The sequence below is a fragment of the Dickeya sp. MK7 genome (genome assembly GCF_000406305.1).
GTDB classification, from domain to species: Bacteria; Pseudomonadota; Gammaproteobacteria; order Enterobacterales; family Enterobacteriaceae; genus Dickeya; species Dickeya fangzhongdai.
Window position 1 is genome coordinate 1196921 of sequence record NZ_CM001984.1, and the last position, 26484, is coordinate 1223404.

The window sequence follows — 26484 nt, forward strand, 5'->3', positions numbered from 1 at the left end:
TTGCGTTATTGACCTATCTGTTGCGCTATTTCTGGCGCATCTGGCTATTTGGCGCAGCCTATCAACTGGCCGTTGAGCTGCGTGAAGATTTCTATCGCCAACTGAGCCGACAGCATCCTGCTTTTTACCTTCGCCATCGCACCGGAGACCTGATCGCTCGCGCGACCAATGACGTGGACCGGGTGGTCTTCGCCGCCGGGGAAGGGGTGTTGACGCTGGTGGATTCGCTGGTGATGGGGTGCGCGGTACTGGTGGTGATGTGTACCCAACTCAGTTGGCAACTGACGCTAATAGCGCTGGCGCCGATGCCGCTGATGGCGGTGATCATCAAACGTTATGGTACGCAGTTGCATCAGCGTTTCAAAGACGCGCAGGCGGCATTCTCCTCGCTCAATGACCATGCCCAGGAGAGCCTCACCAGTATCCGCATGATTAAAGCGTTTGGTCTGGAAGATCACCAGTCAGGCAGTTTCGCCCGGGTCGCCGCCGACGCCGGTCAGAAAAACATGCGAGTGGCGCGGGTGGATGCGCGTTTCGACCCGACGATTTATATCGCGGTGGCCTTCTGCAACCTGCTGGCGGTAGGGGGCGGCAGTTGGATGGTGATTAATGGTTCTATGACGTTGGGGTCGTTGACCAGTTTTGTGATGTACCTTGGCCTGATGATTTGGCCGATGCTGGCGCTGGCCTGGATGTTTAATATTGTTGAGCGCGGCAGCGCCGCCTATAGCCGCATCCGTCAGCTCTTGTCTGAGGCTCCGGTGGTGGTGGATGGCTCTCAGGCGCTGCCTGCCCAGCCGGGAACGCTGGTTGCGGAGATTACCGCCTTCCATTACCCGGGGCATTCGGCGTCGGTGCTCAATGATGTCCGTTTTACGCTGGCGCCGGGGAAAACCCTGGGGCTTTGCGGCCCGACCGGTTCCGGCAAGAGTACGCTGCTGGCATTGCTGCTGCGTTATTTTGATGTCGAACAAGGGCAGATTACCTATCACCAACAGCCATTAAACCAGATTCGACTGGATGAGCTGCGAAGCCGATTTGCAGTAGTCGGCCAGACGCCGTTCCTGTTTTCGGACTCGGTAGCCAACAATATTGCGCTGGGGCGCCCTGATGCTTCCCAACAACAGATTGAAGAAGCGGCGCGGCTGGCAAATGTGCATGACGATATTCTTCGCTTGCCGCAGGGGTATCAGACCGAAGTCGGCGAACGGGGGGTGATGCTGTCCGGCGGCCAGAAACAGCGCATCGCCATTGCCCGTGCGCTGCTGTTGGAAGCTGAAGTGCTGGTGCTGGATGATGCGTTGTCTGCGGTGGATGGTCGCACGGAGCACCAGATTTTGAGTAATTTGCGTCAGTGGGGGCAGAGGCGAACGCTAATTATCAGCGCGCATCGTTTGTCGGCGCTGGTGGATGCCGATGAAATTCTGGTGTTGCAGCAAGGGCATGTCGCGCAATGCGGCGATCATGGGCAACTGTCGCAGCAGGCCGGCTGGTATCGCGATATGTATCGTTATCAACAACTGGAAGCCGCGCTGGATGATTCACCCCATGAGGAGCGACCGCATGAGTAATTCCCGGGCATTATGGCCGACGCTGAAACGGTTGCTGGCTTACGGTCTGCCGTGGAAAAAAACGGTAGGGGCCGGAGTTTTGCTGCTGTGGGTGGCGGCGGGCGCGGAAGTAGCGGGGCCGGTACTGGTCAGCTATTTCATTGACCATCTGGTGAGCAAAGGCGAATTTCCGCTGATGATGGCGGCCGGGTTGGCGGCAGGGTATATCGTGCTGCAGGGGATTGCGGCGCTATTGCATTATGTTCAGGCGCTGATGTTCAACCGGGTGGCGGTTGGCGTCGTGCAACAGCTGCGCATTGATGTGATGGATGCGGCGTTGCGTCAACCGTTAGCGGTGTTCGATACCCAACCGGTCGGGCAATTGATCTCACGCGTGACCAACGATACGGAAGTGGTTCGCGATCTGTATGTGATGGTAGTGGGCAGCGTGTTGCGCAGCGCGGCACTGATTGGGGCGATGTTGATAGCCATGTTCAGTCTGGACTGGCGCATGGCGCTGGTGGCGCTGACCATTTTTCCTGCGGTCGCGATTGTCATGGTGATTTATCAACGCTACAGCACGCCGATTGTCCGGCGGATGCGCAGTTACCTGGCGGACATCAACGATGGTTTCAACGAGTCCATCAGCGGCATGAGCGTTATCCAGCAGTTTCGCCAGCAGATACGGTTTGGCAAAAAGCTGAGTGACGCCAGTTGGTCGCATTATGATGCGCGCATGCAGACGCTACGGCTGGACGGTTTCCTGTTGCGCCCGCTGTTGAGCCTGTTTTCGGCATTGGTGATGTGCGGTCTGTTACTGCAGTTTGGGTTCAGTTCGGTCGGTTCCGTCGGGGTGGGGGTGCTGTATGCCTTTATCAACTATCTGGGGCGTCTGAATGAGCCGCTGATTGAACTCACCACCCAGCAGTCAATGTTGCAGCAGGCTGTCGTCGCGGGAGAGCGTATTTTTGAGCTGATGGACGGCGCCCGCCAGCGTTATGGTGACGATGTTCGTGCGCTGGAGAGCGGGCGTATCGATATCAATCAGATGACGTTTTCCTACCATAAAGGCAAACCGGTGCTGCATGACATCGAGCTGCACGTGCCGGATCGCGGATTTGTCGCGTTGGTTGGGCATACCGGCAGTGGTAAGAGTACGCTGGCAAGCCTGTTAATGGGGTATTACGTGCCGGATAGCGGGGAAATCCGTCTGGATGCTCGTCCGTTGCCGACGTTGTCGCATCAGGTGCTGCGTCAGCATGTGGCAATGGTGCAACAGGACCCGGTAGTGCTGGCTGACTCTATGTACGCCAATGTCACGCTGGGGCGCGACATCAGTGAGGACAACGTCTGGCAGGTGCTGGAAGCGGTGCAACTGGCGCCGCTGGTGCGAGACATGCCGGAAGGTCTTCATACTCGTATCGGCGAGCAAGGGAACAACCTGTCGGTTGGGCAAAAACAGTTGCTGGCGCTGGCCAGAGTGCTGGTGGCGGCTCCCAGAATTCTGATTCTGGATGAAGCGACCGCCAATATCGATTCCGGTACCGAGCAGGCTATCCAGCGGGCATTGCGATTGGTGCGTTCTCATACCACGCTGGTGGTGATCGCACATCGCCTGTCAACCATTGTCGAGGCGGACAACATTCTGGTGCTGCACCACGGTAAAACGGTGGAGCAGGGAACGCACGAACAGTTGCTGACGAAGGAAGGGCGTTATTACCAGATGTACCAGTTGCAGCAGGCGAGCCGAGAGTTGGCCTTTTCGCAACCGCACGATTCTTCCGAACTGATATCTCAGGCACCATGACTGCCAACGCAGTGCAGCGTTTCGCACCATAATTTGGCAGAGCCCGCCTTGTTGTGCAGTGCGCTGCACTGAAACCAAGCGCGATGCACTATTTTTGTGCGTCGCGCGCTCCTGTTTTTCCTGTTCATTGTCCATACTTCATACAGTCATCTTCCGTTCTGTCCCTAACGGGTCGCGTTTTATCGCTTTTGCTTCGGCTCAACATTTATGGCACACGATTTGCTTTAAGTGATTCGTGGACATATTTGAGAGTGACGGGCGCAGGCCTGAACTTACATGGTTAGGGGGATGAGGATGAAACTGGTTACTGTGGTAATTAAACCGTTCAAGCTGGAAGACGTACGCGAAGCATTGTCTTCTGTAGGCATCCAGGGGCTCACCGTCACTGAGGTGAAAGGGTTTGGGCGTCAGAAAGGGCATGCGGAACTGTATCGTGGCGCGGAGTACAGCGTTAACTTTTTGCCAAAAGTGAAAATTGACATCGCGATCGCCGACGACCAGTTGGATGAAGTTATCGATGTCATCAGTAAAGCCGCCTACACCGGTAAGATTGGCGATGGCAAAATCTTTGTCGCGGAACTGCAGCGTGTCATCCGTATCCGCACCGGCGAAACTGACGAAGCCGCACTATAACAATTACCTGATTTAGCCTTATTAAATAGGGATGAAGAGAAAATGAAGAAACTTTCCTTGTCATTAGGTTTAGGGGCGGCTGCCATGCTTCCTGCATGGGTCATGGCGGATACGCCGGCGCCTGTGGCGGACAAAGCGGACAATGCGTTCATGATGATTTGTACCGCATTGGTGCTGTTCATGACGATTCCTGGATTGGCGCTGTTTTACGGCGGCCTGATTCGTAGCAAAAACGTGCTGTCCATGCTGACTCAGATTATGGTGGCTTTTGCGCTGGTCTGCATTCTGTGGGTGATTTATGGCTACAGCGTGGCATTCAGTACAGGCAGCCCGTTCTTCGGCAGCCTGACCAATTTCATGCTGAATGGCATTGATATCAACTCTGTCAGCGGTACTTTCTACCAGTTTATCCATGTGGCTTATCAGGCGTCCTTTGCCTGCATTACCGTGGGGCTGGTGATTGGTGCGCTGGGTGAGCGTATTCGTTTCTCTGCCGTACTGATCTTCTCCGCACTGTGGTTCACCTTGTCTTATCTGCCGATGACCCACATGGTATGGGGCGGCGGTTATCTGGCGGCAGACGGCGCGCTGGACTTCGCTGGCGGCACCGTTGTACACATCAACGCCGCTGTGGCTGGTCTGGTTGGCGCGTTGCTGTTGGGCAAACGTGTCGGTTTCGGCAAAGAGGCTTTCAAGCCGCATAATCTGCCGATGGTATTCCTGGGCACCGCTATCCTGTATATCGGCTGGTTCGGTTTCAACGCCGGTTCTGCCGCTGCCGCCAACAACATCGCGGGTCTGGCGTTCCTGACCACCGTGGTGGCAACAGCCGCTGCGATTCTGGCCTGGGTCGTTGGCGAGTGGATTAGTCGCGGTAAACCGTCTCTGCTGGGCGCCTGTTCTGGCTGTATCGCCGGTCTGGTTGCCATCACGCCGGCCGCAGGCACTGTGGGTATCGGCGGCGCGATGATTATCGGCTTTGCCGGTGGTTTTGCTGGCCTGTGGGGTGTGACCGTACTGAAAAAATGGCTGCGCGTCGACGATCCGTGCGATGTGTTCGGGGTGCACGGCGTATGCGGCATCGTCGGATGTCTGCTGACCGGTGTGTTCACCGCCGCGTCGCTGGGTGGTACCGGTTATGCGCAGGGTGTGACCATGGCTCATCAGGTATGGGTACAGCTGTTTAGCGTGATCGTCGCTATCGTGTGGTCCGGCGTCGCCGCGTTTATCTCCTTCAAGGTTGCAGACATTGCAGTCGGTCTGCGTGTACCGGAAGAACAAGAGCGTGAAGGTCTGGACGTCAACAGCCACGGCGAAAACGCATACAACCAGTAATTCCAGTTCGGTAGCGGATAATAACGGTTACCGTCATATACCAAACAAAAAACCACCTTGAAAAAGGTGGTTTTTTTACGTCTGACGCTGGGCTATTGACCGTGACGCCGGATGACGCCTTCCTGCACGCTGGATGCCACCAGCACCCCTTCACGGGTATAGAACTGGCCGCGAACAAACCCGCGGGCGCCGGAAGCCGAGGGGCTCTCGACAGAGTAAAGCAACCAGTCATCCAGCCGGAACGGCCGGTGGAACCACATCGCGTGGTCAATGGTTGCGACTTGCATTCCTCGTTCCAGAAACCCCACGCCATGCGGTTGCAGCGCCGTGAGCAGAAAATGGCAATCGGAGGTATAACCAAGCAGATATTGGTGGGTTCGCTCGTCATCCGGCATGGTGCCGTTGGCCCGGCACCACACCTGTCTAACTGGCGGAGCGGCTTCACCTTTCAACGGGTTATGAAATTTTATCGGGCGAATCTCTATCGGCCTGTCATTGGTAAAAACCTGGCGCATAACCGGCGGAATCAGATGTTCCATACTACGGGCGATGTCCTGCTCTGACGGCAAGTCGTCGGGCGGCGTCACCTGCGGCATGTCGCTCTGGTGCTCAAAGCCGCTTTCCCGTGTCTGGAAAGAAGCGGTCATGTAAAAAATCGAACGGCCGTTCTGAATAGCGCTGACGCGTCTGGCGCTAAAACTGTTGCCGTCCCGCAATGTCTCCACATCGTAGATAATCGGTTTCTGACTGTCGCCGGGAAGCAGGAAGTAGCTGTGAAACGAATGAATGAAGCGGTCAGCCGGCACGGTCTGTTTAGCGGCCGATAGCGCCTGACCGACCACCTGACCGCCGAATACCTGGCGTAACCCCAGATCCTGACTCTGGCCGCGGAACAGGCCTTCTTCCAGTTTTTCCAGATTTAACAACTCGAGAAGATTTTGTAATGCCTGGCTCATAGCTCTGCCTTTGGGTTAATAGTTCTGCATTTGGGTTAATCGTGATTACGCGAATGGCTCGTCGTGCGCTAAAAGAACGCTTTCCATCGAATTCAGACATGAAGATATTGGCAGGTTCCGGGATGTTAATGTGATTACACGATAACTATCGGAATTTTCCACCATAATTGTTATGCCGGTTGGTTCATACTTCTTAACAGGTGGCGGTTTTTCTGACCGTCATCCTGATAAAATAATTAAGGAGACTTACCTATGAGATTATGGCATATCTTTGGTGGTATTACGGTATCGATCGCGCTCTCCGGGTGTGTGAATAACCATGGTGTTGCTCCTGAAGCGACTGCGCCGGCAACGGGGCAGATTCAGACTCTTTCTCAACCTGTTAGCGGCATGCCCGCTGTGACCGGCACAGTCAATATTCGCCAAAAAATCGCGTTGCCGCCGGATTCGGTGCTGACGGTGACCGTGTCCGATGCGTCGATTCCGGATGCACCTTCAAAAGTGATCTCTCAGCGGGTTATCCGCACGGAAGGGCAGCAGGCGCCATTCCGGTTTGTGCTGCCTTATAACCCGGCGGAAATCCGGCCGGACGCCCGTATCCTGCTCAGTGCCGCCGTTGCCATTAACCACCGGGTGACATTGATTACCGAGCATGTGATGCCGGTGGTCAGCAATGGGGTGAATAATGCCGATCTGACACTGATACCGGTTCCGACTGTACCGGTGCCGGCGAAGTCCGGCGGGTTTCTGACGCCGAATGCACCGGCAGCGTCCGATGAGGGTGTTTCAGATTCGTCATCACAATCCTATTAATATTGTTAATCACGCTGGCGGTGCCTGCTTACAGGACATCCTGCACGTACCGCCAGCGAAATCTCTCCAGATCAATCTTCCCTTCCAAATCCAGTATCACCCCTTCAGATTGAAGGGCCGATTTTTGCCGCTGAAAATCCGGGCCGGTAAGCGAAATCTCTCCTTTTCGATTAATCACCCGATACCAGGGTAGCTGGCTGCCGGCGGGGAGCCCCCGCAGTATACCGCCTACCTGCCGTGCGGCTCGGGCCGAGCCGGCAAGACGAGCGACATCGCCATAGGTAACGACGCAGCCGTAAGGAATGGCGGCGATAACGTGGATGACTCGCTGACGAAAATTGTCCGCTTCGGTAATCATGGCGGGATCCAATATGTTGAAACCGGTAGAGAATGAACGGTATCAGCAGTATAAAAGCTGGCGATGGGTAAGAAAACAGCGGTTAGGCGGCGGTAACTTGCAATTGCCCAGTTCATCACCGATAATGCCCTCCGCTCCACAATTGTGGAGCTGTCAATGGAGGCCCCGTTGGTTCTCCCGCAACACTAACCTGTGGACCCGGTCAGGTCCGGAAGGAAGCAGCCGCAGCAGGCGACGTGTGTGCCGGGATGTAGCTGGCGGGGCCTCCACCATTTTATCTCTCTCCCTCTGGCTTCAACATTATTTCTAATATCCCCGCCTGATGTTTTATCAATAAAAGGTACAACGTTTTTTATACGATAAATTCGGTGAAAAGGTTTTTAATCAGAAAGGTTCGATTTAATTCTGGGGAGAGTGAATGAATTAATAAAGAGAAATTTAAGTAATGCGTGATACTTCTTGTTACAAAGGGGGTGTTATTCTTTACAGTTCATAAAAAAACAAAGGCCGACAGAATATCGGCACAGTGTCTTTATGTATTTAAACTGCTGTTTTTAATGCTTAACGAACGTATTTCCACACAGCAGTTGGTACTTTGTCGTAAAGCTTATTCATCGTCAGCTCTGCCAGGCGGTGGTCTGCAGCTGAATAGAACATTTCAAGCTCATCGTTGGAAAGCTCGTACTTGTTTTTTTCTATAACACGCTCAAGCGTGTCGATGGTTGTGCATTTACGCAAACGCATTAAATAGTCGATTTTTTTCATAGTGACCTTGTTAATTTTCCTGGATTTAAATTAAGTATGAGACAAATTATTGCTTAAGTTTTTACTACCGTACAGATGCTCTTTTCTGAGAACATTCTGAATAATTGTGACTTGGATTTTTTCCATTTCTGCAACTCGGAGTCATTTATACCGTAATTGCTGAAAAGAATATAAGTGTCGTCCAGATATTTCTCAACCCGTTCACATAACGCCGCTTCATGCGGGTATTTTATTTTGTAGGTAACAACAAATGCCGCAATATGCTCGATAAGTTCGTTTAGTTGAAGGTTGACCGCAGAGGTCGGATCATTCACCCAGCCATGACTGCTGTCACCTAATGTCGCGATACTTTCGTCGTGCAGATTTTCACACAAGAATCTGAGTTGGGCAATATCATAATGTTGAGGTGTGTACTCATCCATTTCTATCCCTCCGTAAGCTACGATTCAGTGTCACTTAGGGCCACCACTCGGCCAGACAGGTGGTGTGATGAAGTGCAGAAGATAGAATGCCCCTCAGTATGCCTCAATTTCCCTTAATCTTAAGACGAACAGGGGTAACACGGTGAATGCCAGAGAATGACTCGACGTCACTGTCAACAATCATTCTGAATTCATTATAGCAAAAAAGCCAACGTTTACGGTGTGGTCGAACCAATTTTATGACGATTACTGCTATCGGTGCGGGCTGCTTCCGGTGAGCCGTGATATATTTATCGGCCACTGGAACAAGTATATTTAATTTTTTTCGTTGTTAGCAAGAATCACAGTGTTAATTAATTTTTCTGGCTTGTCTTTATTTGTAAAGATTTTGATGGAATGAAAAGATAATTATTTTATCTTTTTGTTTTTTAAGGGGATTGATGAAGGGGCAATGACAGAAGGTGTGGTGATGAGCACACCTTCCGATAGTTTTTGAGCAAATAATAATTAGCGTTTTTTCTTTTTCCTGCCCTGTACCGCGTTGAAACGTGGGTTGCTCTTACAGATGACATAGACGCGTCCGCGACGTTTGACCACGATACAGTCTTTGTGACGCGTTTTGGCGCTGCGAAGAGAACTTAATACCTGCATGGATAATTCCCCAGATTACGATTTCAGAAAACGGCCGAAACGCTGTTGGAAACGCGCTGCGCTACCTTCTTTGGCGTATTCTTTCTGCTTGCCGGTGTAATAAGGATGAGAGGCGGAAGAAACGTCGATAGTGACGTAAGGATAGACTTCGCCTTCGTACTCATAGGTTCGATCGGTTTTGATCGTAGAGCCGATTTTATAAAATACATTCTCACTGGTATCGTGGAACAGCACAGTGCGGTAGTTGGGATGGATACCCGCTTTCATGACAGCCTCATTTGTTATGTTATAACATATCTATATTCTGCGCTTTTTTGGCGTGATGATCAACGTTACGATTTGCAGGGAAATCGCAGGGCTGGGGGATAGGGGAATGCTGGCCTGAACCTGAAAAGGAAAAGGCCGCATAAGCGGCCTTTGAGAAGCAATAGAATGTGTTAGTGACTGGTCTGGGAGTGCTCGTGATGGGAGTCGTCCGCTTCTTTTTTCTTGCCGAAGCGGCGGCGCACCACCACAAAGAACACCGGCACGAAGTAGATAGCCAGTACGGTAGCGGTGATCATCCCGCCCATTACGCCGGTACCGACCGCGTTCTGTGCGCCGGAGCCTGCGCCGGTACTGATTACCAGCGGTACTACGCCCAGAATGAACGCCAGCGATGTCATCAGAATGGGGCGCAGACGCATACGTACAGCATCCAGGGTCGCTTCCACCAGACCTTTCCCTTCTTTCTCCATCAGGTCCTTGGCGAACTCGACGATCAGAATGGCGTTCTTGGCGGACAAACCGATGGTTGTCAGCAGGCCGACCTTAAAGTAAACATCGTTTTCCAGTCCGCGCAGGCCGGCGGCCATCACCGCACCAAATACACCCAGCGGTACAACCAGCATAACGGAGAATGGAATCGACCAGCTTTCATACAACGCAGCCAGACACAGGAACACCACGATGGCGGAGATAATGATCAGCGCCGGCGCCTGGTTACCGGCCAGTCGTTCCTGATAGGACATACCGGTCCAGTCGAATCCGATTCCCGGTGGTAATTGTGACGCCAGTTCTTCCATCAGCGCCATGGCTTCACCGGTACTCTTGCCGGGAGCGGCTTCACCCACCAATTCTACTGCCGGCAGGCCGTTGTAACGCTCCAGACGCGGCGAACCGTATTCCCAACGCTCGGAAGCGAAAGCTGAGAAGGGGACCATCTGACCGGAGGTGCCGCGGACATACCATTTCTGGATATCATTGGGCAGCATACGGAATTTGGCTTCCGCCTGAACATACACCTTTTTCACCCTACCGCGGTCGATAAAGTCATTGACGTAGGTTCCCCCCAACGCGGTGGACAGCGTGGCGTTGATGGTGGCAATCGATACCCCGAGCGATTCCGCTTTTTCCTGATCGATATCAAGCCGGTATTGCGGCATGTCTTCCATCCCGTTGGGACGAACACGCACCAGCGTGTCAGGATGTTGGGCGATCATTCCCAGCAACTGGTTACGGGCGGCCATCAGCTTATCGTGGCCGAGGTTGTTCTGATCGATCAGTTCAAAGTCAAAACCACTGGCGGTACCCAGCTCGACGATCGCCGGTATGTTGAACGGGATGACCATCGCTTCCTTGATTTGCGAGAAGGCGCCAAAAGCGCGACCAATAATTGCGTCGACCTTGTTGGCTGCACCACTTCGTTCATCCCAGTCTTTCAGGCTGGCGAAGGCGATACCCATGTTCTGTCCGCGACCGGCGAAACCGAAGCCGTTAACGGTAAACACCGAGTTCACGTTGTCTTTTTCGTGTTGCAGGTAGTAATCGTTAACCTGATCAAGCACTTTCTGCGTGCTTTCCTGGGTTGCGCCCACCGGCAACTGCACCATTGTCAGTAATACGCCCTGGTCTTCCTGCGGCAGGAAGGAGCTTGGCAGACGGGTAAACATCAGACCCAATCCAGCCACGACAATCAGGTACACCACCACATAACGGCCAGTGCTGCGCAGGATGTTGGCGACACTGTTGGTGTAGTGATTGGTGCTCTTATCGAAAAGACGATTGAACCAGCCGAAGAAACCTTTTTTCTCGCCATGGTTGGCAATCGGTTTCAGGATGGTTGCACACAGTGCCGGCGTCAGGATCAACGCCACCAGCACCGACAACACCATGGAGGACACGATGGTGACGGAGAACTGGCGGTAGATGGCGCCGGTCGAGCCGCCGGAAAACGCCATCGGTACGAATACTGCGGACAGCACCAGCGCGATACCGACCAGCGCGCCCTGAATCTGCCCCATGGATTTGCGGGTGGCTTCCTTGGGCGATAACCCTTCTTCCGCCATCACGCGTTCCACGTTTTCCACCACGACGATGGCATCGTCCACCAATAGGCCGATGGCTAGCACCATGGCGAACATGGTCAGGGTGTTAATCGAATAGCCGAAGGCGGACAGTATGGAGAAGGTTCCCAGCAGCACCACCGGTACGGCGATGGTGGGAATCAGCGTGGCGCGGAAGTTCTGCAAGAACAGGTACATCACCACGAATACCAGCACGATGGCTTCAAGCAGGGTTTTCACCACCTCGTAAATGGAGATTTTTACGAACGGCGTGGTGTCATACGGATAAACCACTTTCAGCCCGGCAGGGAAATTCGACTGTAATTTGGTGATTTCCGCTTTTACCGCTGAAGCCGTATCAAGCGCGTTGGCGCCGGTAGCGAGTTTAATACCCAGACCGGCGGCCGGACGACCGTTATAGCGGGCGATGACGCTGTAGCTTTCGCCGCCGAGTTCGATACGGGCAACGTTATTCAGGCGAACCTGTGAACCGTCCTGATTCACTTTGAGCAGAATATTGCCGAACTGTTCCGGCGAATTCAGCCGCGTCTGCGCAATAATTGACGCATTCAGCTTCTGACCGGGAACCGGCGGCGTGCCGCCAAGCTGACCGGCGGCGATTTGGTTGTTCTGCACCTGAATCGCCGAGACCACGTCGCTGGTAGTGAGCTGGTAATTGTTCAGTTTGTCCGGGTCGAGCCAGATACGCATGGCGTACTGGGCGCCGAACAACTGGGTATCACCCACCCCGCGTACGCGGCTGATCGGGTCTTTGATACTGGCGCCGACGAAGTCCGCGATGTCCTGCTGGGTCATGTTGTTATCGTCGCTGACGAAACCGAGTACCATCAGGAAGCTGCTGCTGGATTTCTGCACGCTAACGCCTTGCTGCTGCACTTCCTGCGGCAGCAACGGCATCGCCAGTTGCAGTTTATTCTGTACCTGCACCTGAGCAATGTCCGGGTTGGCATCGGCATCGAACGTCAGTGTAATCTGCACGGTGCCTGACGAGTCACTGTTGGAAGACATATACAGTAACTTGTCGATCCCGTTCATGTTCTGTTCGATTACCTGCGTTACGGTATCCTGCAGGGTTTTCGCATCCGCGCCCGGGTAGTTGGCGGTAATCTGAACCGCGGGCGGCGCAATGGTTGGGTACTGCGCAATAGGCAACTTCAGGATTGCCAGTGTCCCGGTGAGCATCACCATAATGGCGATGACCCAGGCAAAAATCGGGCGATCTATGAAAAACTTGGCCATGGATTACCGGCTCCTGTTAAGACTTGGCGGGTTGGGACTGCGGTTGCTGCTGTTGCGCATTACCTGCGGCCACTTCCTGCGCTTTTACCTGCATGCCCGGTCTGATTTTCTGCAGGCCTGTCAAGATGATACGATCACCCGGTTTGACGCCCGACGTCACCAGCCATTTGTCGCCGATGGCCTGACCGGTGGTGATCGGATGGACTTCCACTTTGTCGCCTTCGCCGACCAGCATCACGGTAGCGTCGCCGCGCGGTGTACGGCTCACGCCCTGTTGAGGCACCAGAATCGCGTTGGGAGTGACGCCGGAATCCATCTGCGCGCGGACAAACATCCCCGGCAGCAGATTGTGATCCGGATTCGGGAACACGGCGCGTAAAGTGATGGAACCGGTGGTTTCATCCACGGTGACGTCGGAGAATTCCAGAGTCCCTTGCTGGTTATAATGGGTGCCGTTATCCAGCGTCAGCTGAACGTTGGCTTTGCCATTGGTCTGTTGCAGGGTGCCGTTTTCCAGTTCCTTTTTCAGGCGCAGGAAATCGTTGGTGGACTGGGTGACGTCCACATAAATTGGATCCAACTGCTGGATAGTCGTCAGCGCTGTCGTCTGCGCATTGGACACCAGCGCGCCTTCCGTCACGGTGGATTTACCGACACGACCGGTAATCGGGGCCGTTACGCGGGTATAGTTCAGGCTAATTTGCGCGTTGTCGAGGCTGGCTTTAGCCGCGGCAACCGCCGCCTCGGTCTGGCGTGCGGTGGCAACAGCCTGATCGTAATCCTGCTTGCTGACGTAGTTGGTGCCGAGCAGCGGTTTGTAGCGGTTAACGGTCAACCGCGCGATTTCCGCGTTAGCCTGAGCCTGGACCAGCGCGGCCTTGGCGTTGTTGTACTGGGCCTGATACGTGGCCGGATCGATCTGATACAGCGATGTGCCTGCCTTGACGTCGCTGCCTTCCACAAAGTTGCGCTTCAGAATAATACCGTTCACCTGAGGGCGTACTTCGGCAATACGATAGGCGCTTGTGCGTCCCGGCAGCTCGGTGATGATATTCAGAGTTTGTGATTTTATCGTAACGATGCCGACTTCCGGTGCGCCTCCCTGATGGGCCCCTTCTTGAGAAGCCTTGTTGTCACATCCTGTGAGTACGAGGCCGCCAGAAAGCATCAGCATAGCCGCCAGAGGCGTAAGCCTTCTGTTTTTATTCATAGATAAACCCCAAGTATCCGATTTTTAATTGACCAATGGATCACAAGCTTTTAAACCCATTGCTGCGATAAATTCAGGCTCGTGCTATGTTACATACATCCGTGAATGTATGTAAATCTCGCTTCCCTTGAAAGTCGGCGCTATGGCACGAAAAACCAAACAACAGGCTCATGAGACCAAACTTCAGATTATGGACGCAGCGCTGCGTCTGTTTTCCGAGCATGGCGTTTCCTCAACATCATTGTCCGATATTGCGACTGCCGCCGGCGTGACCCGCGGTGCTATTTACTGGCACTTTAAAAACAAAGCTGAACTTTTTGATGAGATATGGGCGCGATCAGAAGCCAAAGTTTCTGATTTCGAAACTGAGTATCAGGCAAAATTTCCTGACGATCCACTGCATGTGCTCAGAGAGTTGCTGATTTATATACTGAGATTGACCGAGTCAGATATCGAGTGGCGCTCAATGATGGAGATCATATTCCATAAATGCGAGTTTGTCGGTGAAATGTTGCCGACATTTAATGGCCGTAAGGATCTGTATTTCGACTGCTACTACAAAATAGAAGCCTCGCTGATGAACTGCATTCGGCAGGGGATGTTGCCGATGGACGTGAATCCCCGACGCGCAGCGGTCGCCATGCGCGCTTATCTGTCGGGTATCATGGAAAACTGGCTGTTTATGCCGACAAGCTTCGACCTGAAAAACGAAGCGCCGTATCTGGTCGATGGGCTGATCGATATGCTGCGCGGCAGTCTGGCCTTACGTCAGACCGGTAGCTCCGAAGCCTGATATGCATAAATGTAGCCTGACATACCTTGTCTTCCGGCAGACGTGATAAACTGCGCCATCTCTGTAAAACCGATGATGCATCATGAGTCGCTGTTTCGCCGTTTCTGGTTCGTTTACCGTTCTTTTCCGTTCTTTCCTTTATGATTCTGTTCGCCGTAGCCTGCCGTATATCTGGGCGTTTCTGCTCGGGTTGATGCCGCAGTGGTCGGCGCTTGCCGCCGGTAACGATTTGCCGACCCGGAATGAGATTCAGAATCGGCTTGATACCCTCAACAAACAAAAAAGTCTGACTTCGGTAGACAAGCTGACCCAGCAGGATTTAACCCAAACGCTGGATGTGCTGGACTCTATCGACCGGGTTAGGCAGGAAACCAGCCAGTTGAAGCAGCAGGCGGTGCAGGCGCCAGCCAAACTGAAGCAGGTGAATGAAGATCTGGTGTCGCTGGGGAGCGCTGCGCCGGTGTCTCAGCCATCGCTGGAGTCGCTGTCGCTAAAACAGCTGGAAGCCCGCCTGAATGAAACGCTGGATGATTTGCAGTCGGCGCAGGAAAACCTCTCTACCTACAATAGCCAGCTGATTTCGTTGCAGACCCAGCCGGAGCGGGTGCAGAGCGCGTTATATGCCGCCTCGCAACGCAGCCAGCAACTGCGCACCCAGCTCAGTGGGCTTGACCCGTCGCAGGAGCCGCTACGGCCGAGTCAGCAGATTTTACTGCAGGCGGAGCAGGCGCTGGTCGGGCTGCAAATGGAGCAGCAGCGCAAAAGTCTGGAAGTGAACACCACCATGCAGGATCTGCTGCAGAAGCAGCGGGATTACACCGCCGCACAGATTGGTCAGCTGGAACACATGGTGCAGACGTTGCAGGGCGTCATCAACAACAAACGTCTCAACCTGTCGGAGAAAACCGCCAAGGAAGCGCAGAATTCGGATGAGTTGCAGCGTATTCAGGAGAACCCGCTGGTCAAAGCGGAGATGGATACCAATCGTCAGCTCAGCCAACGTTTGATCAAAGCGACCGAAGCAGGCAATACGCTGGTTCAGGAGAGCATTCAGGTAAAAAACTGGCTGGATCGCGCCACGCAGTCGGAACGCAACCTGAAAGAACAGATTACGGTGCTGAAAGGCAGTCTGCTGCTGTCGCGTATCCTTTATCAACAACAGCAAAATCTGCCGTCGGCCGATGCGATGGGCAACATCAGCACCCAAATCGCCGATCTGCGGCTGGAACAGTTTGATATCAACCAGCAACGCGATGTGTTGTTTCGTGGCGATGAATATATCCAGCAACTGGTCGTTCACAGCAATGCCACGGTGGACGCTGAAGTCACCGACGCGCTGGAGCAGATTTTGGACATGCGCCGCGAACTGCTCGACCAGCTCAACAAGCAGCTTGGCAATCAGCTGATGCTGGCGATTAACCTGCAAATCAGCCGCCAGCAATTGATGAGCGTGAATGACTCGCTGCAGCGTACGCTGACTCAGCAAATCTTCTGGGTCAGCAGCAATAAACCGATGGACTGGAACTGGCTGAAGGATCTGCCGTCGACATTGAAACAGCAGATAAAAAATCTGCATTTCAACCTGAAAGGCGTACCGCTGGGCCAGGGGATCATGAATTCGCTGTTGCTGATCATCCCGGCGCTGATAATGGTCTGCCTGTTGTTGTGGCGGCGAAAAAGCATCGATAGCTATATGAGTAAGCTGGCGGACGATGTGGGGCTGCTCAAGCGTGACAGCCAGTTGCATACGCCGAAAGCCATTCTGCTGTTGATTTTGCGTACGTTGCCGGGCGTGCTGGTGATTTTGTCGCTGGGGCTATGGCTGAAGCGGACGGATAGCCAGATCAGCAGCTTCGCCTGGCTGCTTAGCGAAAATCTGGCGTTGTTCTGGATGGTGTTCGCCACCGCCTGGTTTAGTCTCAAGCCGGGCAGCCTGAGCGAGCGTCACTTCAATATTCCAGCGTACCGCTGCGCGCATTACCGGCGTCAGACGTTGCGACTTGGCGGCGCGTTGCTGCCGCTGATGTTCTGGTCGGTGGTGGGCGAGAAAGCGCCGCTGTACCTGGTGGATGACGTCATCGGGCAGATCATTATCGTCTGTAACCTGCTGTTGCTGACCATTCTGGTGTTCCCGGTATGCCGCGATTGCTGGCGGGAAAAGGAGCGTCACACGGTGCAGTTGATCGTGGTGACCATGATGGCCGCCATGCCGCTGTTTCTGATTGGGCTGATGCTGAACGGGTTTTTCTATACCACGCTGCGACTGGCCAGCCGCTGGATTGACAGCCTGTATCTGTTGATCGTCTGGAATATCGTCTATTTCGCTACTATTCGTGGCTTAAGCGTCGCGGCCCGCCGTCTGGCGTATCGCCGCGCGGTGGCGCGACGCCAGAATCTGGTCAAAGAAGGGGCGGAAGGCAGCGAGCCGGTGCCGGAAGCGCCGCTGGCGCTGGAGCAGATCAGCCAGCAATCTTTGCGCCTGACCACCATGGTGCTGTTCCTGGCGTTCTCCGGCGCGTTTTACTGGATCTGGGCCGATCTGGTGACCGTGTTCTCTTATCTGGACAGCATCACGCTGTGGCATTACAGCACCACGAATGCCAGCGGCGCCGTATTGCAGCCGGTTACGCTAGGCAACCTGCTGGTGGCGATGGTGATTGGCGGCGTGGCCTATGTGATGACCCGCAACCTGCCAGGTCTGCTGGAAGTGCTGGTGCTGTCGCGCCTGCAACTGCGGCAAGGCACGTCTTACGCCATTACCACCGTGCTGACCTATCTGATTACCGCCGTCGGTGCGGTCACGTCGCTGAGCTCGCTCGGGGTTTCCTGGGACAAGTTGCAGTGGCTGGTGGCGGCGTTATCGGTGGGGTTGGGCTTTGGTTTGCAGGAGATTTTCGCCAACTTCGTGTCCGGCCTGATTATCCTGTTCGAACGGCCGGTGCGTATTGGCGACACCATCACCATCGGCACGTTCTCCGGTTCGGTCAGCAAGATCCGTATCCGCGCCACTACGATTACCGATTTTGACCGCAAGGAAGTCATCATTCCCAACAAGGCGTTTGTTACCGAACGTCTGATCAACTGGTCGCTGTCGGACACCATCACGCGTGTACTGATTCGTATCGGCGTCGCCTACGGTTCCGATCTGGACAAGGTGAAAGAGGTGCTGCTGCAGGCGGCGCGCGATAATCCACGCGTGATGACCGACCCGGAACCGCAGGTGTTTTTCCTGTCGTTCGGCCCAAGCTCGCTGGATCATGAACTGCGTTTGTACGTGCGGGAACTGCGGGATCGCAGCTACACCGTCGATGAACTGAACCGCACCATCGATCGTCTGTGCCGCGAAAATAATATCGACATCGCCTTCAACCAGTTGGAAGTACACCTGCATAACGCACAGGGCAACGAGATACAGGAAGTGTCCCGCGTACTAACACCGCCGCAGGATGCGATGGAAACCCGCTAAATAACGTTGTCGGGAATATGCGTCGGAGCGGGAACGCCTGCTCCGGCGTCAGGCGGGCGTCTGGTGGGGTGGGGCGTCGGCCTTCAACTGGTAGTCCCGACGTACGATTTCCAGCGCCGCCAGCACTACCTTCGGCGCTATTTGGTTGTCTTCCAACAGCATAATGAGATCGACCGCCAGTTTGACTTCTGGCGTTTCATTTTCCAGCGACATGATTTTTCTACCTCACTCCGATCCTGTTCTGTTTTTTCTAAAACATAGCAGAGAATAGTGAACGAAGATCACGAAAGGTCAAAACCCCTGCTCCTGGCGTTCAATCTGACGCTCCAGCCGCGACAGCGCCTGACGGCAACGGGCCAGTCGGCCTTCCAGCGCCGCCAGCTCGCGTTGCAGGCGTTGCTGCTCGCTGAGTTGGCTCTGGGTCGCCAGCAAGCTTTCCCGATCCTGAATCATCGCCAGCAGTCGACGTTCATAGCCCTGATATTCCGCCAGTTTCTGGTACCGGTCCTGCGGCGCCGGCGTCGCGGGCTCCTGCTCCCGCAGCGGTTGGGTTGCCAGTTCCCGTTGCAGCGCCGTCATTTGCGTCAGCAGTTTTTCCGCCATGAACGCCACCCGATCCAGGCGCTGTTCCTGTACATATTGCTGCAGATGTTGGTAGTTATGGCGGATCTCGTCGAGATAATCGCCCAGCCGGGTGCCGTAACAACTGAATAACTGGCGATCAAAACGCGACCGGGGCGCCTGTCGCGCGGCAATCGGCTCGACATCCCGCGCCAGCGTATCAATCTGGCGCGCCAGCACGGCCAGCAGTGCCTGTGTTTCCATGGCGTTTCCTCCGTCGGTCGACCGCGGCATCCGTAAGCCGCGGTATGTGGAATCACGGGCCGGTTCAGTGGGTGCTGAACGCCGGTTTGCCGCTGTGGAATTTGAAATCGTTGTCCGGGCTGGTGATCAGCTGTGCTTCTGTTTGCGCAAAAAAGGCGACGCGCGCGGTAATATCCTTACCGGCGATCTGTTCCGCCAGCGCCAGATAATCCTGATAGTGGCGGGCCTCGGAACGCAGCAATGAAATGTAGAATTTGCGCAGGTCTTCTTCCAGATGCGGCGCCAGTCTGGCGAAGCGCTCGCAGGAGCGCGCTTCGATAAAGGCGCCGATAATCAGTTTGTCCACCAGCGCATCCGGCTCATGAGATTTCATGTGTTGCGTCATGCCGCGGGCGTAGCGGCTGGCGGGCACGTTCTGGTAAGGAATGCCCTTTTGCGCCATGACTTCCAGCACCTGATAGAAATGGTGCAGTTCTTCGCGGATCAACATCACCATTTTATCGATCATGTCCTGACTATAGTGGCAGCCGGCGCGGGCGGTAATCTGACGGGTAATTTGCCCGCCTGCTGTCAGCATCTGCATGTCGCCCACTTGTCGGAAAGCGAAATGCTCGTACGGGGCAATCCAGTCCTGCAATTGATGCCGGCTCTCCTGATCCACCGCGTAACGACGGATCAGAAACAGCGCGCTCTGGGCGGCTTTCAGTTCGCATAACAGATGATCGCGCAGCAATACCGGCAGATTTTCCGGTTTGCGCGCTTCGTCGATCCACTCATCTGGCGTAGCGGCGGTCAGGAAGGCATGAATGGGGTCGAGAATGGAATGATCAAACATTACGGCGGACGGATTGAGTTAACGTGGCGGTATGATACAACGATTCCTGCGGATTGCGATCGGGTCTGCTGCGGCCCGGGTGACCTATCTGGAAATGAACGTTCGTGTGGAAATGCAATGGAGGCAAGATGTATCGAGTGGTGCTGATAACCGTGGGATGGCTGGCGGTAGTGCTGGCGGCGTTGGGCGTAGTGTTGCCGTTGTTGCCGACCACGCCGTTTCTGCTGTTGGCCGCCTGGTGTTTTGCCCGCTCCTCGCCGCGCTTCCACTATTGGCTGCTGTACCGCTCCTGGTTCGGCGGCTATTTGCGCCACTGGCAGCAGCATCGCGCGCTGCCGCCGGGCGTCAAAACCAAGGCGGTGCTGGTGATTATCGCGACTTTTGCCTTGTCATTGTGGCTGGTGGATATTAACTGGGTCAGGGGCCTGCTGCTGGTGATTCTGGTCGCGTTGCTAACCTTTATGCTGCGTTTACCGGTTATTGATCCGAAGCAATAGCCTGCGATAAAAACAGGCGGATCTGCGCGGGCCGGTTGCATTTGCCGGTCAGTTTGACTAGATTTGAGCGTTTTCGTGCGCGAGCCGCCACCGTATTTTTTATCGCCAACGCCTGCGGGCGGCATGACGAAGGGCCGTGGCGGTGTTCAGTGAATATAAGGTTTTATCAGGCACAACATTATGACCGCAACTCAGCAGCCAGAATTGATTAAAAACAGTATCAAGAGTATTCCGGATTACCCCAAGCCGGGCATACTGTTTCGTGATGTGACCAGCCTGCTGGAGAATCCGCAGGCCTATTCGGCGAGCATCGACATGCTGGTTAAACGCTATCAGGACGCCGGCATTACCAAAGTGGTCGGTACCGAAGCGCGTGGTTTCCTGTTTGGCGCGCCGGTGGCGCTGGCGTTGGGCGTCGGATTCGTTCCGGTGCGCAAGCCGGGTAAATTGCCGCGCGCGACGCTGAGCGAAAGCTATGAACTGGAATACGGCAGCGATACGCTGGAGATTCACGCCGATTCCATTACCGCCAGCGACAAGGTGCTGGTGGTGGACGATCTGCTGGCGACCGGCGGTACGATCGAAGCGACCGTTAAACTGATTCGTCGTCTCGGCGGCCAGGTTGCCGACGCCGCTTTCATCATCAATCTCTTTGACCTGGGTGGACAGCAGCGCCTCGAAAGCATGGGCATCGCCTGCTACAGCCTGGTCGATTTCCCCGGCCATTGATGACGGCAGTCTCGCCGATGGCGGCGAGACTGTGTTAGCATCACCTCCTCAATAACTCAACTGCTGCGGTATTGATGAGCTATCAGGTTCTTGCCCGTAAGTGGCGTCCCCAAACCTTTGCTGACGTGGTAGGACAGGAACATGTCCTGACGGCGTTAGCCAATGGTCTTTCGTTAGGCCGTATCCATCATGCTTACCTGTTTTCCGGTACCCGGGGCGTAGGCAAGACGACTATCGCCCGTTTACTGGCGAAAGGGCTGAATTGCGAAACCGGGATCACGGCTACGCCCTGCGGCCAGTGCGATACCTGCCGGGAAATCGAACAGGGACGATTCGTCGACCTGATCGAGATTGACGCGGCATCCCGCACCAAAGTGGAAGATACCCGCGACCTGCTGGATAACGTGCAATACGCTCCGGCCCGCGGCCGCTTCAAGGTCTACCTGATCGACGAAGTGCACATGCTCTCCCGCCACAGCTTCAACGCGTTGCTGAAAACGCTGGAAGAGCCGCCGCCGCATGTGAAATTCCTGCTGGCGACCACCGATCCGCAAAAATTGCCGGTGACGATTCTGTCCCGCTGCTTGCAGTTTCATCTCAAAGCGCTTGATGCCGAGCAGATTCGTCAGCATTTGCACCAGGTGCTGGAGCAGGAACAACTGGCCTCGGAACCGCGCGCGCTGCAATTGCTGGCCCGCGCCGCCGATGGCAGCCTGCGCGATGCGCTGAGCCTGACCGATCAGGCTATCGCCATGGGGCAAGGGCAGGTCACCGCCGCCGCCGTCAGCCAGATGCTGGGCACGCTGGATGATGAGCAGCCGCTGGCGTTGATTGAAGCGCTGGTGAAAGGCGATGGCGCCGGTGTCATGGCGCTGATGGGGCAGGCGGCGTCGCGCGGCGTCGATTGGGAAGCGCTGCTGGTGGAAACCCTGACGCTGCTGCACCGGATTGCTATGCTGCAGTTGCTGCCTTCCGCATTGGGTGAAGAATACAATCAGGTCGCGCCCCGGTTGCGTGAACTGGCGCGGGTGATCCCGCCTGCCGAGGTGCAGCTCTACTATCAGACGCTGCTGGTGGGGCGCAAGGAATTGCCGTACGCGCCGGATCGCCGCATGGGCGTGGAAATGACCCTGTTGCGGGCGCTGGCGTTTCATCCCAGCCAGACGATCGCCGAACCGGTACCGGTCAGCGCGCCATCCGCGACGCCTGCGGCGAGTGCGCCGTTACCCATCGAACCGGCGCGTGTGCCGCCATCGGTTAGATCCAGCGCGGTGCCTGCCGCATCCGGCGATGCACCGGCGGCCAGACCAGCTCCTGCTGCGGGTAGCGAACCTGCGGCACCACCAACTCCGGACAGCAATTTGCCGGATGCGACCGCACAGTTGTTGCAGGCGCGCAGCCAGTTGCTGAGCCGACAGGGAAATACCCCGACAAAAAAGACTGAACCGGCGGCGTCAGGAAAAACGCGGCCGGTAAACTCGGCGCTGGAGCGGCTGGCTTCGGTGACCGAGCGTGGTCAGCAGCAAATGGCGGCCAAAGCCGTGGCGCAGGAAGAGCAGAAAAAGCAGGAGGCTTATCGCTGGCGGGCGCAGAAGAAAGCCGAGCCGGTTGAAACGGCGCCGGTGACCACGCCCAAGGCGCTACGCTCGGCGCTGGAATATGAAAAGACGCCGGAGCTGGCCGCAAGGCTGGCGGTGGAAGCCATCGAACGCGATGCCTGGGCGGCGGAAATCGATCGTCTGACGTTGCCTAAGCTGGTACAACAGTTGGCGCTTAATGCGTTTAAAGAGATGCCGGAGGAGGGCGCGATTCACCTGCACTTGCGCTCTTCCCAGCGTCATCTGAATTCGGCGGCGGCGCAGAAAGCGCTGTCGGAAGCGCTGGCGACGCACTACGGGCGTCCGATCAGCCTGACTGTCACCGAAGACGATACGCCCGCGGTCCGTACGCCGCTGGAGTGGCGTCAGGCCATTTATGAAGAGAAGCTGGCGCAGGCGCGCCAGTCCATCATGGCTGATAATAATATTCAAACGCTACGGCGTTTCTTTGATGCGGAACTGGACGAAGAGAGTATCCGCCCCGTTTAACCCGCTGCCTGCCGGCAGCCCGAAGTGGTAGAGAGAACGATATGTTTGGTAAAGGCGGTTTAGGCAATCTGATGAAGCAAGCTCAGCAGATGCAGGAAAAAATGCAGAAGGCGCAGGAAGAGATCGCCAACCTGGAAGTGACCGGGGAATCGGGCGCCGGGCTGGTGAAGGTGACCATTAATGGCGCCCACAACTGCCGTCGTGTTGAAATCGACCCCAGTCTGATGGAAGACGACAAAGAGATGCTGGAAGACCTGATTGCGGCGGCCTTCAATGATGCGGCGCGTCGTATCGCCGAAGTCCAGCAGGAAAAAATGGCGTCGGTTTCCAGCGGTATTCCGCTGCCGCCCGGCTTCAAGATGCCGTTCTGATGCAAACCAGCCCGCTTCTTGAATCGCTGATGGAGGCGCTGCGCTGTTTACCCGGCGTGGGGCCAAAATCGGCGCAGCGTATGGCGTTTCATCTGTTGCAGCGCGATCGCAGCGGCGGTATGCGTCTGGCGCAGGCGCTCACCCGCGCGATGTCGGAGATCGGCCACTGCGCCGATTGCCGGACCTTTACCGAGCAGGAGGTCTGCACCATCTGCGCCAATCCGCGTCGTCAGCAGAACGGCCAGATTTGTGTGGTGGAGAGCCCGGCGGATATTCATGCCATCGAGCAGACCGGGCAGTTCGCCGGCCGTTATTTTGTGCTGATGGGCCACCTGTCGCCGCTGGACGGCATCGGTCCCGGCGATATCGGGCTGGATCGACTGGAAGAGCGTCTGGCGACGGAAACCATCAGTGAAGTGATTCTGGCGACCAACCCGACGGTGGAAGGCGATGCAACGGCCAATTACATCGCCGAGCTGTGCGCCGAACATGGGGTAATGGCCAGCCGTATCGCTCACGGCGTGCCGGTGGGCGGCGAGCTGGAAATGGTGGACGGCACCACGCTGTCTCACTCGCTGGCCGGGCGACACCCCATCCGGTTCTGATTTCTGCGGCCGCCTGTCGGCGGCCGACATCTCGCTGACATTGTTTATGTCGCCAAATTGTTTATGTCGGCAAATTGCTTATGTCGTCAAATTGTTGGTGCGGTCAACGTGTCGGTGTAGACAAATTGTCGCTGTAGACAAATAGCCGGTGTGGTCAATTACAGTTCCCCCCTTGAAACCCTATCGGGTTATCCCCATCTGTTGCTTATCCTCCGTTGAATCAGCCTGAATAAATACGTATTGAGGGAAGTAATAATGAGTATGAAAGGCCAAGAGACCCGCGGCTTCCAGTCCGAAGTGAAGCAACTGCTGCACCTGATGATCCATTCGCTGTATTCCAATAAAGAAGTGTTCCTGCGCGAATTGATCTCCAACGCATCCGATGCGGCGGATAAATTGCGCTTTCGCGCGCTGTCGACGCCGGATCTGTATGAAGGCGACGGCGAGTTGCGCGTTCGGGTATCGATCAATAAAGAACAGCGGACCCTGACCATTAGCGATAACGGCATCGGCATGAGCCGCGATGACGTGATTGACAACCTGGGTACCATTGCCAAATCCGGCACCAAGGCATTTCTGGAGTCTCTCGGTTCCGATCAGGCGAAAGACAGCCAGTTGATCGGCCAGTTCGGGGTCGGTTTCTATTCCGCGTTTATCGTTGCCGATAAGGTGACGGTGAAAACCCGTGTGGCGGGCGCCAGCGCCGATCAGGGCGTGTTCTGGGAATCCGCCGGTGAAGGCGAATACACCATCGCCGATATCGCCAGAGCGGAACGCGGCACCGAAATCACCCTGCACCTGCGCGAAGGTGAGGATGAGTTCCTCGACAACTGGCGCGTGCGCTCGGTGATCAGCAAGTATTCCGATCACATCGCGTTGCCGGTGGAAATCGAATCCCGTACTGAAAGCGAGGAAGAGGGCGGGGAAGAGACCGTCACCTGGGAGAAGATCAACAAAGCCCAGGCGCTGTGGACCCGCAGCAAGTCTGAGATCAGCGACGACGAGTACCACGAGTTTTACAAGCACATCGCCCATGACTTTACCGACCCACTGAGCTGGAGCCACAACCGGGTGGAAGGGAAGCAGGAATACACCAGCCTGCTGTACATTCCTTCCCAGGCGCCGTGGGACATGTGGAACCGCGATCACAAACATGGTCTGAAACTGTACGTGCAGCGCGTGTTCATTATGGACGATGCCGAACAGTTCATGCCGACCTACCTGCGTTTTGTCCGCGGTCTGATCGACTCCAACGACCTGCCGCTCAACGTCTCCCGTGAAATTCTGCAGGACAACCGTGTCACGCAGAGCCTGCGTACCGCGTTGACCAAACGCGTGCTGCAGATGCTGGAAAAACTGGCTAAAGACGATAGCGAAAAATACCAGACTTTCTGGCGCCAGTTCGGCCTGGTGCTGAAGGAAGGGCCGGCGGAAGATAGCGGCAACCGTGAAACCATCGCCAAATTGCTGCGTTTCGCCACCACCCATAACGACAGCGATGAGCAGAGCGTGTCGCTGGATGACTACATCGGCCGCATGGTGGAAGGTCAGGACAAGATCTATTACATCACCGCCGACAGCTACGCCGCCGCCAAGAGCAGCCCGCATCTGGAGCTGTTCCGCAAGAAAGGCATCGAAGTGCTGCTGCTCTCCGATCGCATCGACGAATGGATGATGAGCTACCTGACCGAGTTCGACGGTAAGTCCTTCCAGTCGGTCAGCAAGGCCGACGAGTCGCTGGACAAACTGGCGGATGAGGCTGACGAGTCGCAGAAAGAAGCGGAGAAGGCGCTGGAGCCGTTTGTCGATCGCGTCAAGACGCTGCTGGGCGAGCGCGTGAAAGAGGTGCGCCTGACGCACCGCCTGACCGACACGCCGGCGATTGTCACCACTGACGCCAACGATATGAGCACCCAGATGGCGAAGTTGTTTGCCGCTGCGGGCCAGCAGGCGCCGGAAGTGAAGTACATTTTCGAACTGAACCCGGAACATGCGCTGGTAAAACGCGCCGCCGATACGCAGGATGACGCGCAGTTCGGCGAGTGGGTAGAGCTGCTGTTGGATCAGGCGCTGTTTGCCGAGCGCGGTACGCTGGAAGATCCTAACCAGTTTATCCGTCGAATGAACCAACTGCTGACTGCCTGATTCTGCTTATCATGATGAGACTGAACGCTCCGGCTTGCCGGGGCGTT

The 26484-nt window shown here is 55.5% G+C and carries 24 protein-coding genes, 1 other RNA gene and 1 other annotated feature; of the genes, 14 read left to right on the top strand and 11 right to left on the bottom strand.

The genetic code is table 11. The features are described 5' to 3' along the window. The 4 genes from DXXMK7_RS05395 to amtB form a co-directional block, all read left to right on the top strand. On the top strand, window positions 1–1571 hold a 1571-nt coding region (locus DXXMK7_RS05395; protein WP_038918193.1), incomplete at its 5' end, for a SmdA family multidrug ABC transporter permease/ATP-binding protein. Beyond that, window positions 1564–3357, top strand: coding sequence for a SmdB family multidrug efflux ABC transporter permease/ATP-binding protein (locus tag DXXMK7_RS05400; RefSeq protein WP_038918194.1), 1794 nt, complete (start codon window positions 1564–1566; stop codon window positions 3355–3357). The genes DXXMK7_RS05395 and DXXMK7_RS05400, both read left to right, overlap by 8 nt. A 294-nt stretch (window positions 3358–3651) precedes the next feature. Next, entirely contained in the window at window positions 3652–3990 is a 339-nt protein-coding gene (glnK, locus tag DXXMK7_RS05405) for a P-II family nitrogen regulator (protein WP_002208627.1), read from the top strand. A 42-nt stretch (window positions 3991–4032) separates the two neighbouring features. Continuing rightward, window positions 4033–5325: an ammonium transporter AmtB gene (amtB, locus tag DXXMK7_RS05410; protein WP_038661206.1), complete on the top strand. Its 1293-nt coding sequence runs from the start codon at window positions 4033–4035 to the stop codon at window positions 5323–5325. Between the two features lie 92 nt (window positions 5326–5417). On the opposite strand, the gene tesB is transcribed toward amtB, so the two are convergent. Next, entirely contained in the window at window positions 5418–6281 is an 864-nt protein-coding gene (gene tesB / locus DXXMK7_RS05415) for an acyl-CoA thioesterase II (RefSeq protein ID WP_038918195.1), read from the bottom strand. A 252-nt stretch (window positions 6282–6533) separates the two neighbouring features. Here tesB and DXXMK7_RS05420 point away from each other — a divergent pair, with 252 nt between their 5' ends. Next, window positions 6534–7094, top strand: coding sequence for a YbaY family lipoprotein (locus tag DXXMK7_RS05420; RefSeq protein WP_038918196.1), 561 nt, complete (start codon window positions 6534–6536; stop codon window positions 7092–7094). Window positions 7095–7122: 28 nt separating this feature from the next. Here the strand turns inward: DXXMK7_RS05420 and DXXMK7_RS05425 are convergent, their stop codons facing one another. After that, window positions 7123–7452: an MGMT family protein gene (locus tag DXXMK7_RS05425; protein ID WP_038918197.1), complete on the bottom strand. Its 330-nt coding sequence runs from the start codon at window positions 7450–7452 to the stop codon at window positions 7123–7125. Window positions 7453–7618: 166 nt separating this feature from the next. Between DXXMK7_RS05425 and ffs the strand changes: the two genes are divergently transcribed. Then, window positions 7619–7715: signal recognition particle sRNA small type (gene ffs / locus DXXMK7_RS21675), an RNA gene on the top strand. A gap of 298 nt (window positions 7716–8013) precedes the next feature. Here the strand turns inward: ffs and DXXMK7_RS05430 are convergent. From DXXMK7_RS05430 to DXXMK7_RS05455, 6 genes are all read right to left on the bottom strand, one after another. Beyond that, entirely contained in the window at window positions 8014–8217 is a 204-nt protein-coding gene (locus tag DXXMK7_RS05430) for an HHA domain-containing protein (RefSeq protein ID WP_009114000.1), read from the bottom strand. 53 nt (window positions 8218–8270) lie between these two features. Continuing rightward, window positions 8271–8639 carry an Hha toxicity modulator TomB gene (tomB, locus tag DXXMK7_RS05435; RefSeq protein WP_038918199.1) on the bottom strand — a complete coding sequence of 123 codons (369 nt, stop codon included), beginning with the start codon at window positions 8637–8639 and terminating at the stop codon, window positions 8271–8273. A gap of 507 nt (window positions 8640–9146) precedes the next feature. After that, a complete protein-coding gene (ykgO, locus tag DXXMK7_RS05440) occupies window positions 9147–9290 on the bottom strand; it encodes a type B 50S ribosomal protein L36 (RefSeq protein WP_013316871.1) in 144 nt (47 codons plus the stop codon). 15 nt (window positions 9291–9305) lie between these two features. Then, window positions 9306–9557: a type B 50S ribosomal protein L31 gene (locus DXXMK7_RS05445; RefSeq protein ID WP_038661187.1), complete on the bottom strand. Its 252-nt coding sequence runs from the start codon at window positions 9555–9557 to the stop codon at window positions 9306–9308. Window positions 9558–9727: 170 nt separating this feature from the next. Continuing rightward, complete coding sequence (locus DXXMK7_RS05450; RefSeq protein ID WP_038918200.1) at window positions 9728–12874, bottom strand: efflux RND transporter permease subunit; 3147 nt, start codon at window positions 12872–12874, stop codon at window positions 9728–9730. Between the two features lie 16 nt (window positions 12875–12890). Then, entirely contained in the window at window positions 12891–14084 is a 1194-nt protein-coding gene (locus tag DXXMK7_RS05455) for an efflux RND transporter periplasmic adaptor subunit (RefSeq protein ID WP_038918202.1), read from the bottom strand. 142 nt (window positions 14085–14226) lie between these two features. Here DXXMK7_RS05455 and acrR point away from each other — a divergent pair, with 142 nt between their 5' ends. After that, window positions 14227–14877: a multidrug efflux transporter transcriptional repressor AcrR gene (gene acrR, locus DXXMK7_RS05460; RefSeq protein ID WP_038918203.1), complete on the top strand. Its 651-nt coding sequence runs from the start codon at window positions 14227–14229 to the stop codon at window positions 14875–14877. A gap of 82 nt (window positions 14878–14959) precedes the next feature. Then, complete coding sequence (gene mscK, locus DXXMK7_RS05465; RefSeq protein WP_038918205.1) at window positions 14960–18343, top strand: mechanosensitive channel MscK; 3384 nt, start codon at window positions 14960–14962, stop codon at window positions 18341–18343. Window positions 18344–18391: 48 nt separating this feature from the next. Here mscK and rsmS read toward each other — a convergent pair whose 3' ends face one another. The 3 genes from rsmS to DXXMK7_RS05475 form a co-directional block, all read right to left on the bottom strand. Further along, complete coding sequence (rsmS, locus tag DXXMK7_RS21680; protein ID WP_071605173.1) at window positions 18392–18556, bottom strand: pleiotropic regulatory protein RsmS; 165 nt, start codon at window positions 18554–18556, stop codon at window positions 18392–18394. A 78-nt stretch (window positions 18557–18634) separates the two neighbouring features. After that, the gene (priC, locus tag DXXMK7_RS05470) at window positions 18635–19168 is read right to left on the bottom strand and encodes a primosomal replication protein PriC (RefSeq protein ID WP_038918206.1); all 534 of its coding nucleotides are present in this window, start codon (window positions 19166–19168) and stop codon (window positions 18635–18637) included. Between the two features lie 64 nt (window positions 19169–19232). Further along, on the bottom strand, window positions 19233–20003 hold the full coding sequence (locus tag DXXMK7_RS05475) for a tRNA-(ms[2]io[6]A)-hydroxylase (RefSeq protein ID WP_038918207.1): 771 nt from the start codon (window positions 20001–20003) through the stop codon (window positions 19233–19235). A gap of 128 nt (window positions 20004–20131) precedes the next feature. On the opposite strand from DXXMK7_RS05475, the gene DXXMK7_RS05480 reads away from it, so the two are divergent. The 6 genes from DXXMK7_RS05480 to htpG all read left to right on the top strand — a co-directional run bounded on the left by DXXMK7_RS05480 (window position 20132) and on the right by htpG (window position 26437). Further along, complete coding sequence (locus DXXMK7_RS05480) at window positions 20132–20500, top strand: DUF454 family protein (protein WP_033570174.1); 369 nt, start codon at window positions 20132–20134, stop codon at window positions 20498–20500. A 180-nt stretch (window positions 20501–20680) separates the two neighbouring features. Continuing rightward, complete coding sequence (gene apt, locus DXXMK7_RS05485) at window positions 20681–21229, top strand: adenine phosphoribosyltransferase (protein ID WP_038661165.1); 549 nt, start codon at window positions 20681–20683, stop codon at window positions 21227–21229. 74 nt (window positions 21230–21303) lie between these two features. Then, window positions 21304–23316 (top strand): DNA polymerase III subunit gamma/tau, encoded by a 2013-nt coding sequence (dnaX, locus tag DXXMK7_RS05490; protein ID WP_038918208.1) that lies wholly within the window; start codon window positions 21304–21306, stop codon window positions 23314–23316. Continuing rightward, window positions 22643–22707, top strand: a sequence feature (DnaX frameshifting element). It overlaps the preceding gene by 65 nt. A gap of 41 nt (window positions 23317–23357) precedes the next feature. Beyond that, window positions 23358–23687, top strand: coding sequence for a YbaB/EbfC family nucleoid-associated protein (locus DXXMK7_RS05495; protein WP_016942050.1), 330 nt, complete (start codon window positions 23358–23360; stop codon window positions 23685–23687). Next, complete coding sequence (gene recR, locus DXXMK7_RS05500) at window positions 23687–24292, top strand: recombination mediator RecR (RefSeq protein ID WP_038661158.1); 606 nt, start codon at window positions 23687–23689, stop codon at window positions 24290–24292. Before DXXMK7_RS05495 ends, recR begins: the two co-directional genes overlap by 1 nt. 261 nt (window positions 24293–24553) lie before the next feature. Then, window positions 24554–26437: a molecular chaperone HtpG gene (gene htpG, locus DXXMK7_RS05505; protein WP_162942966.1), complete on the top strand. Its 1884-nt coding sequence runs from the start codon at window positions 24554–24556 to the stop codon at window positions 26435–26437. Window positions 26438–26484: the final 47 nt, after the last annotated feature.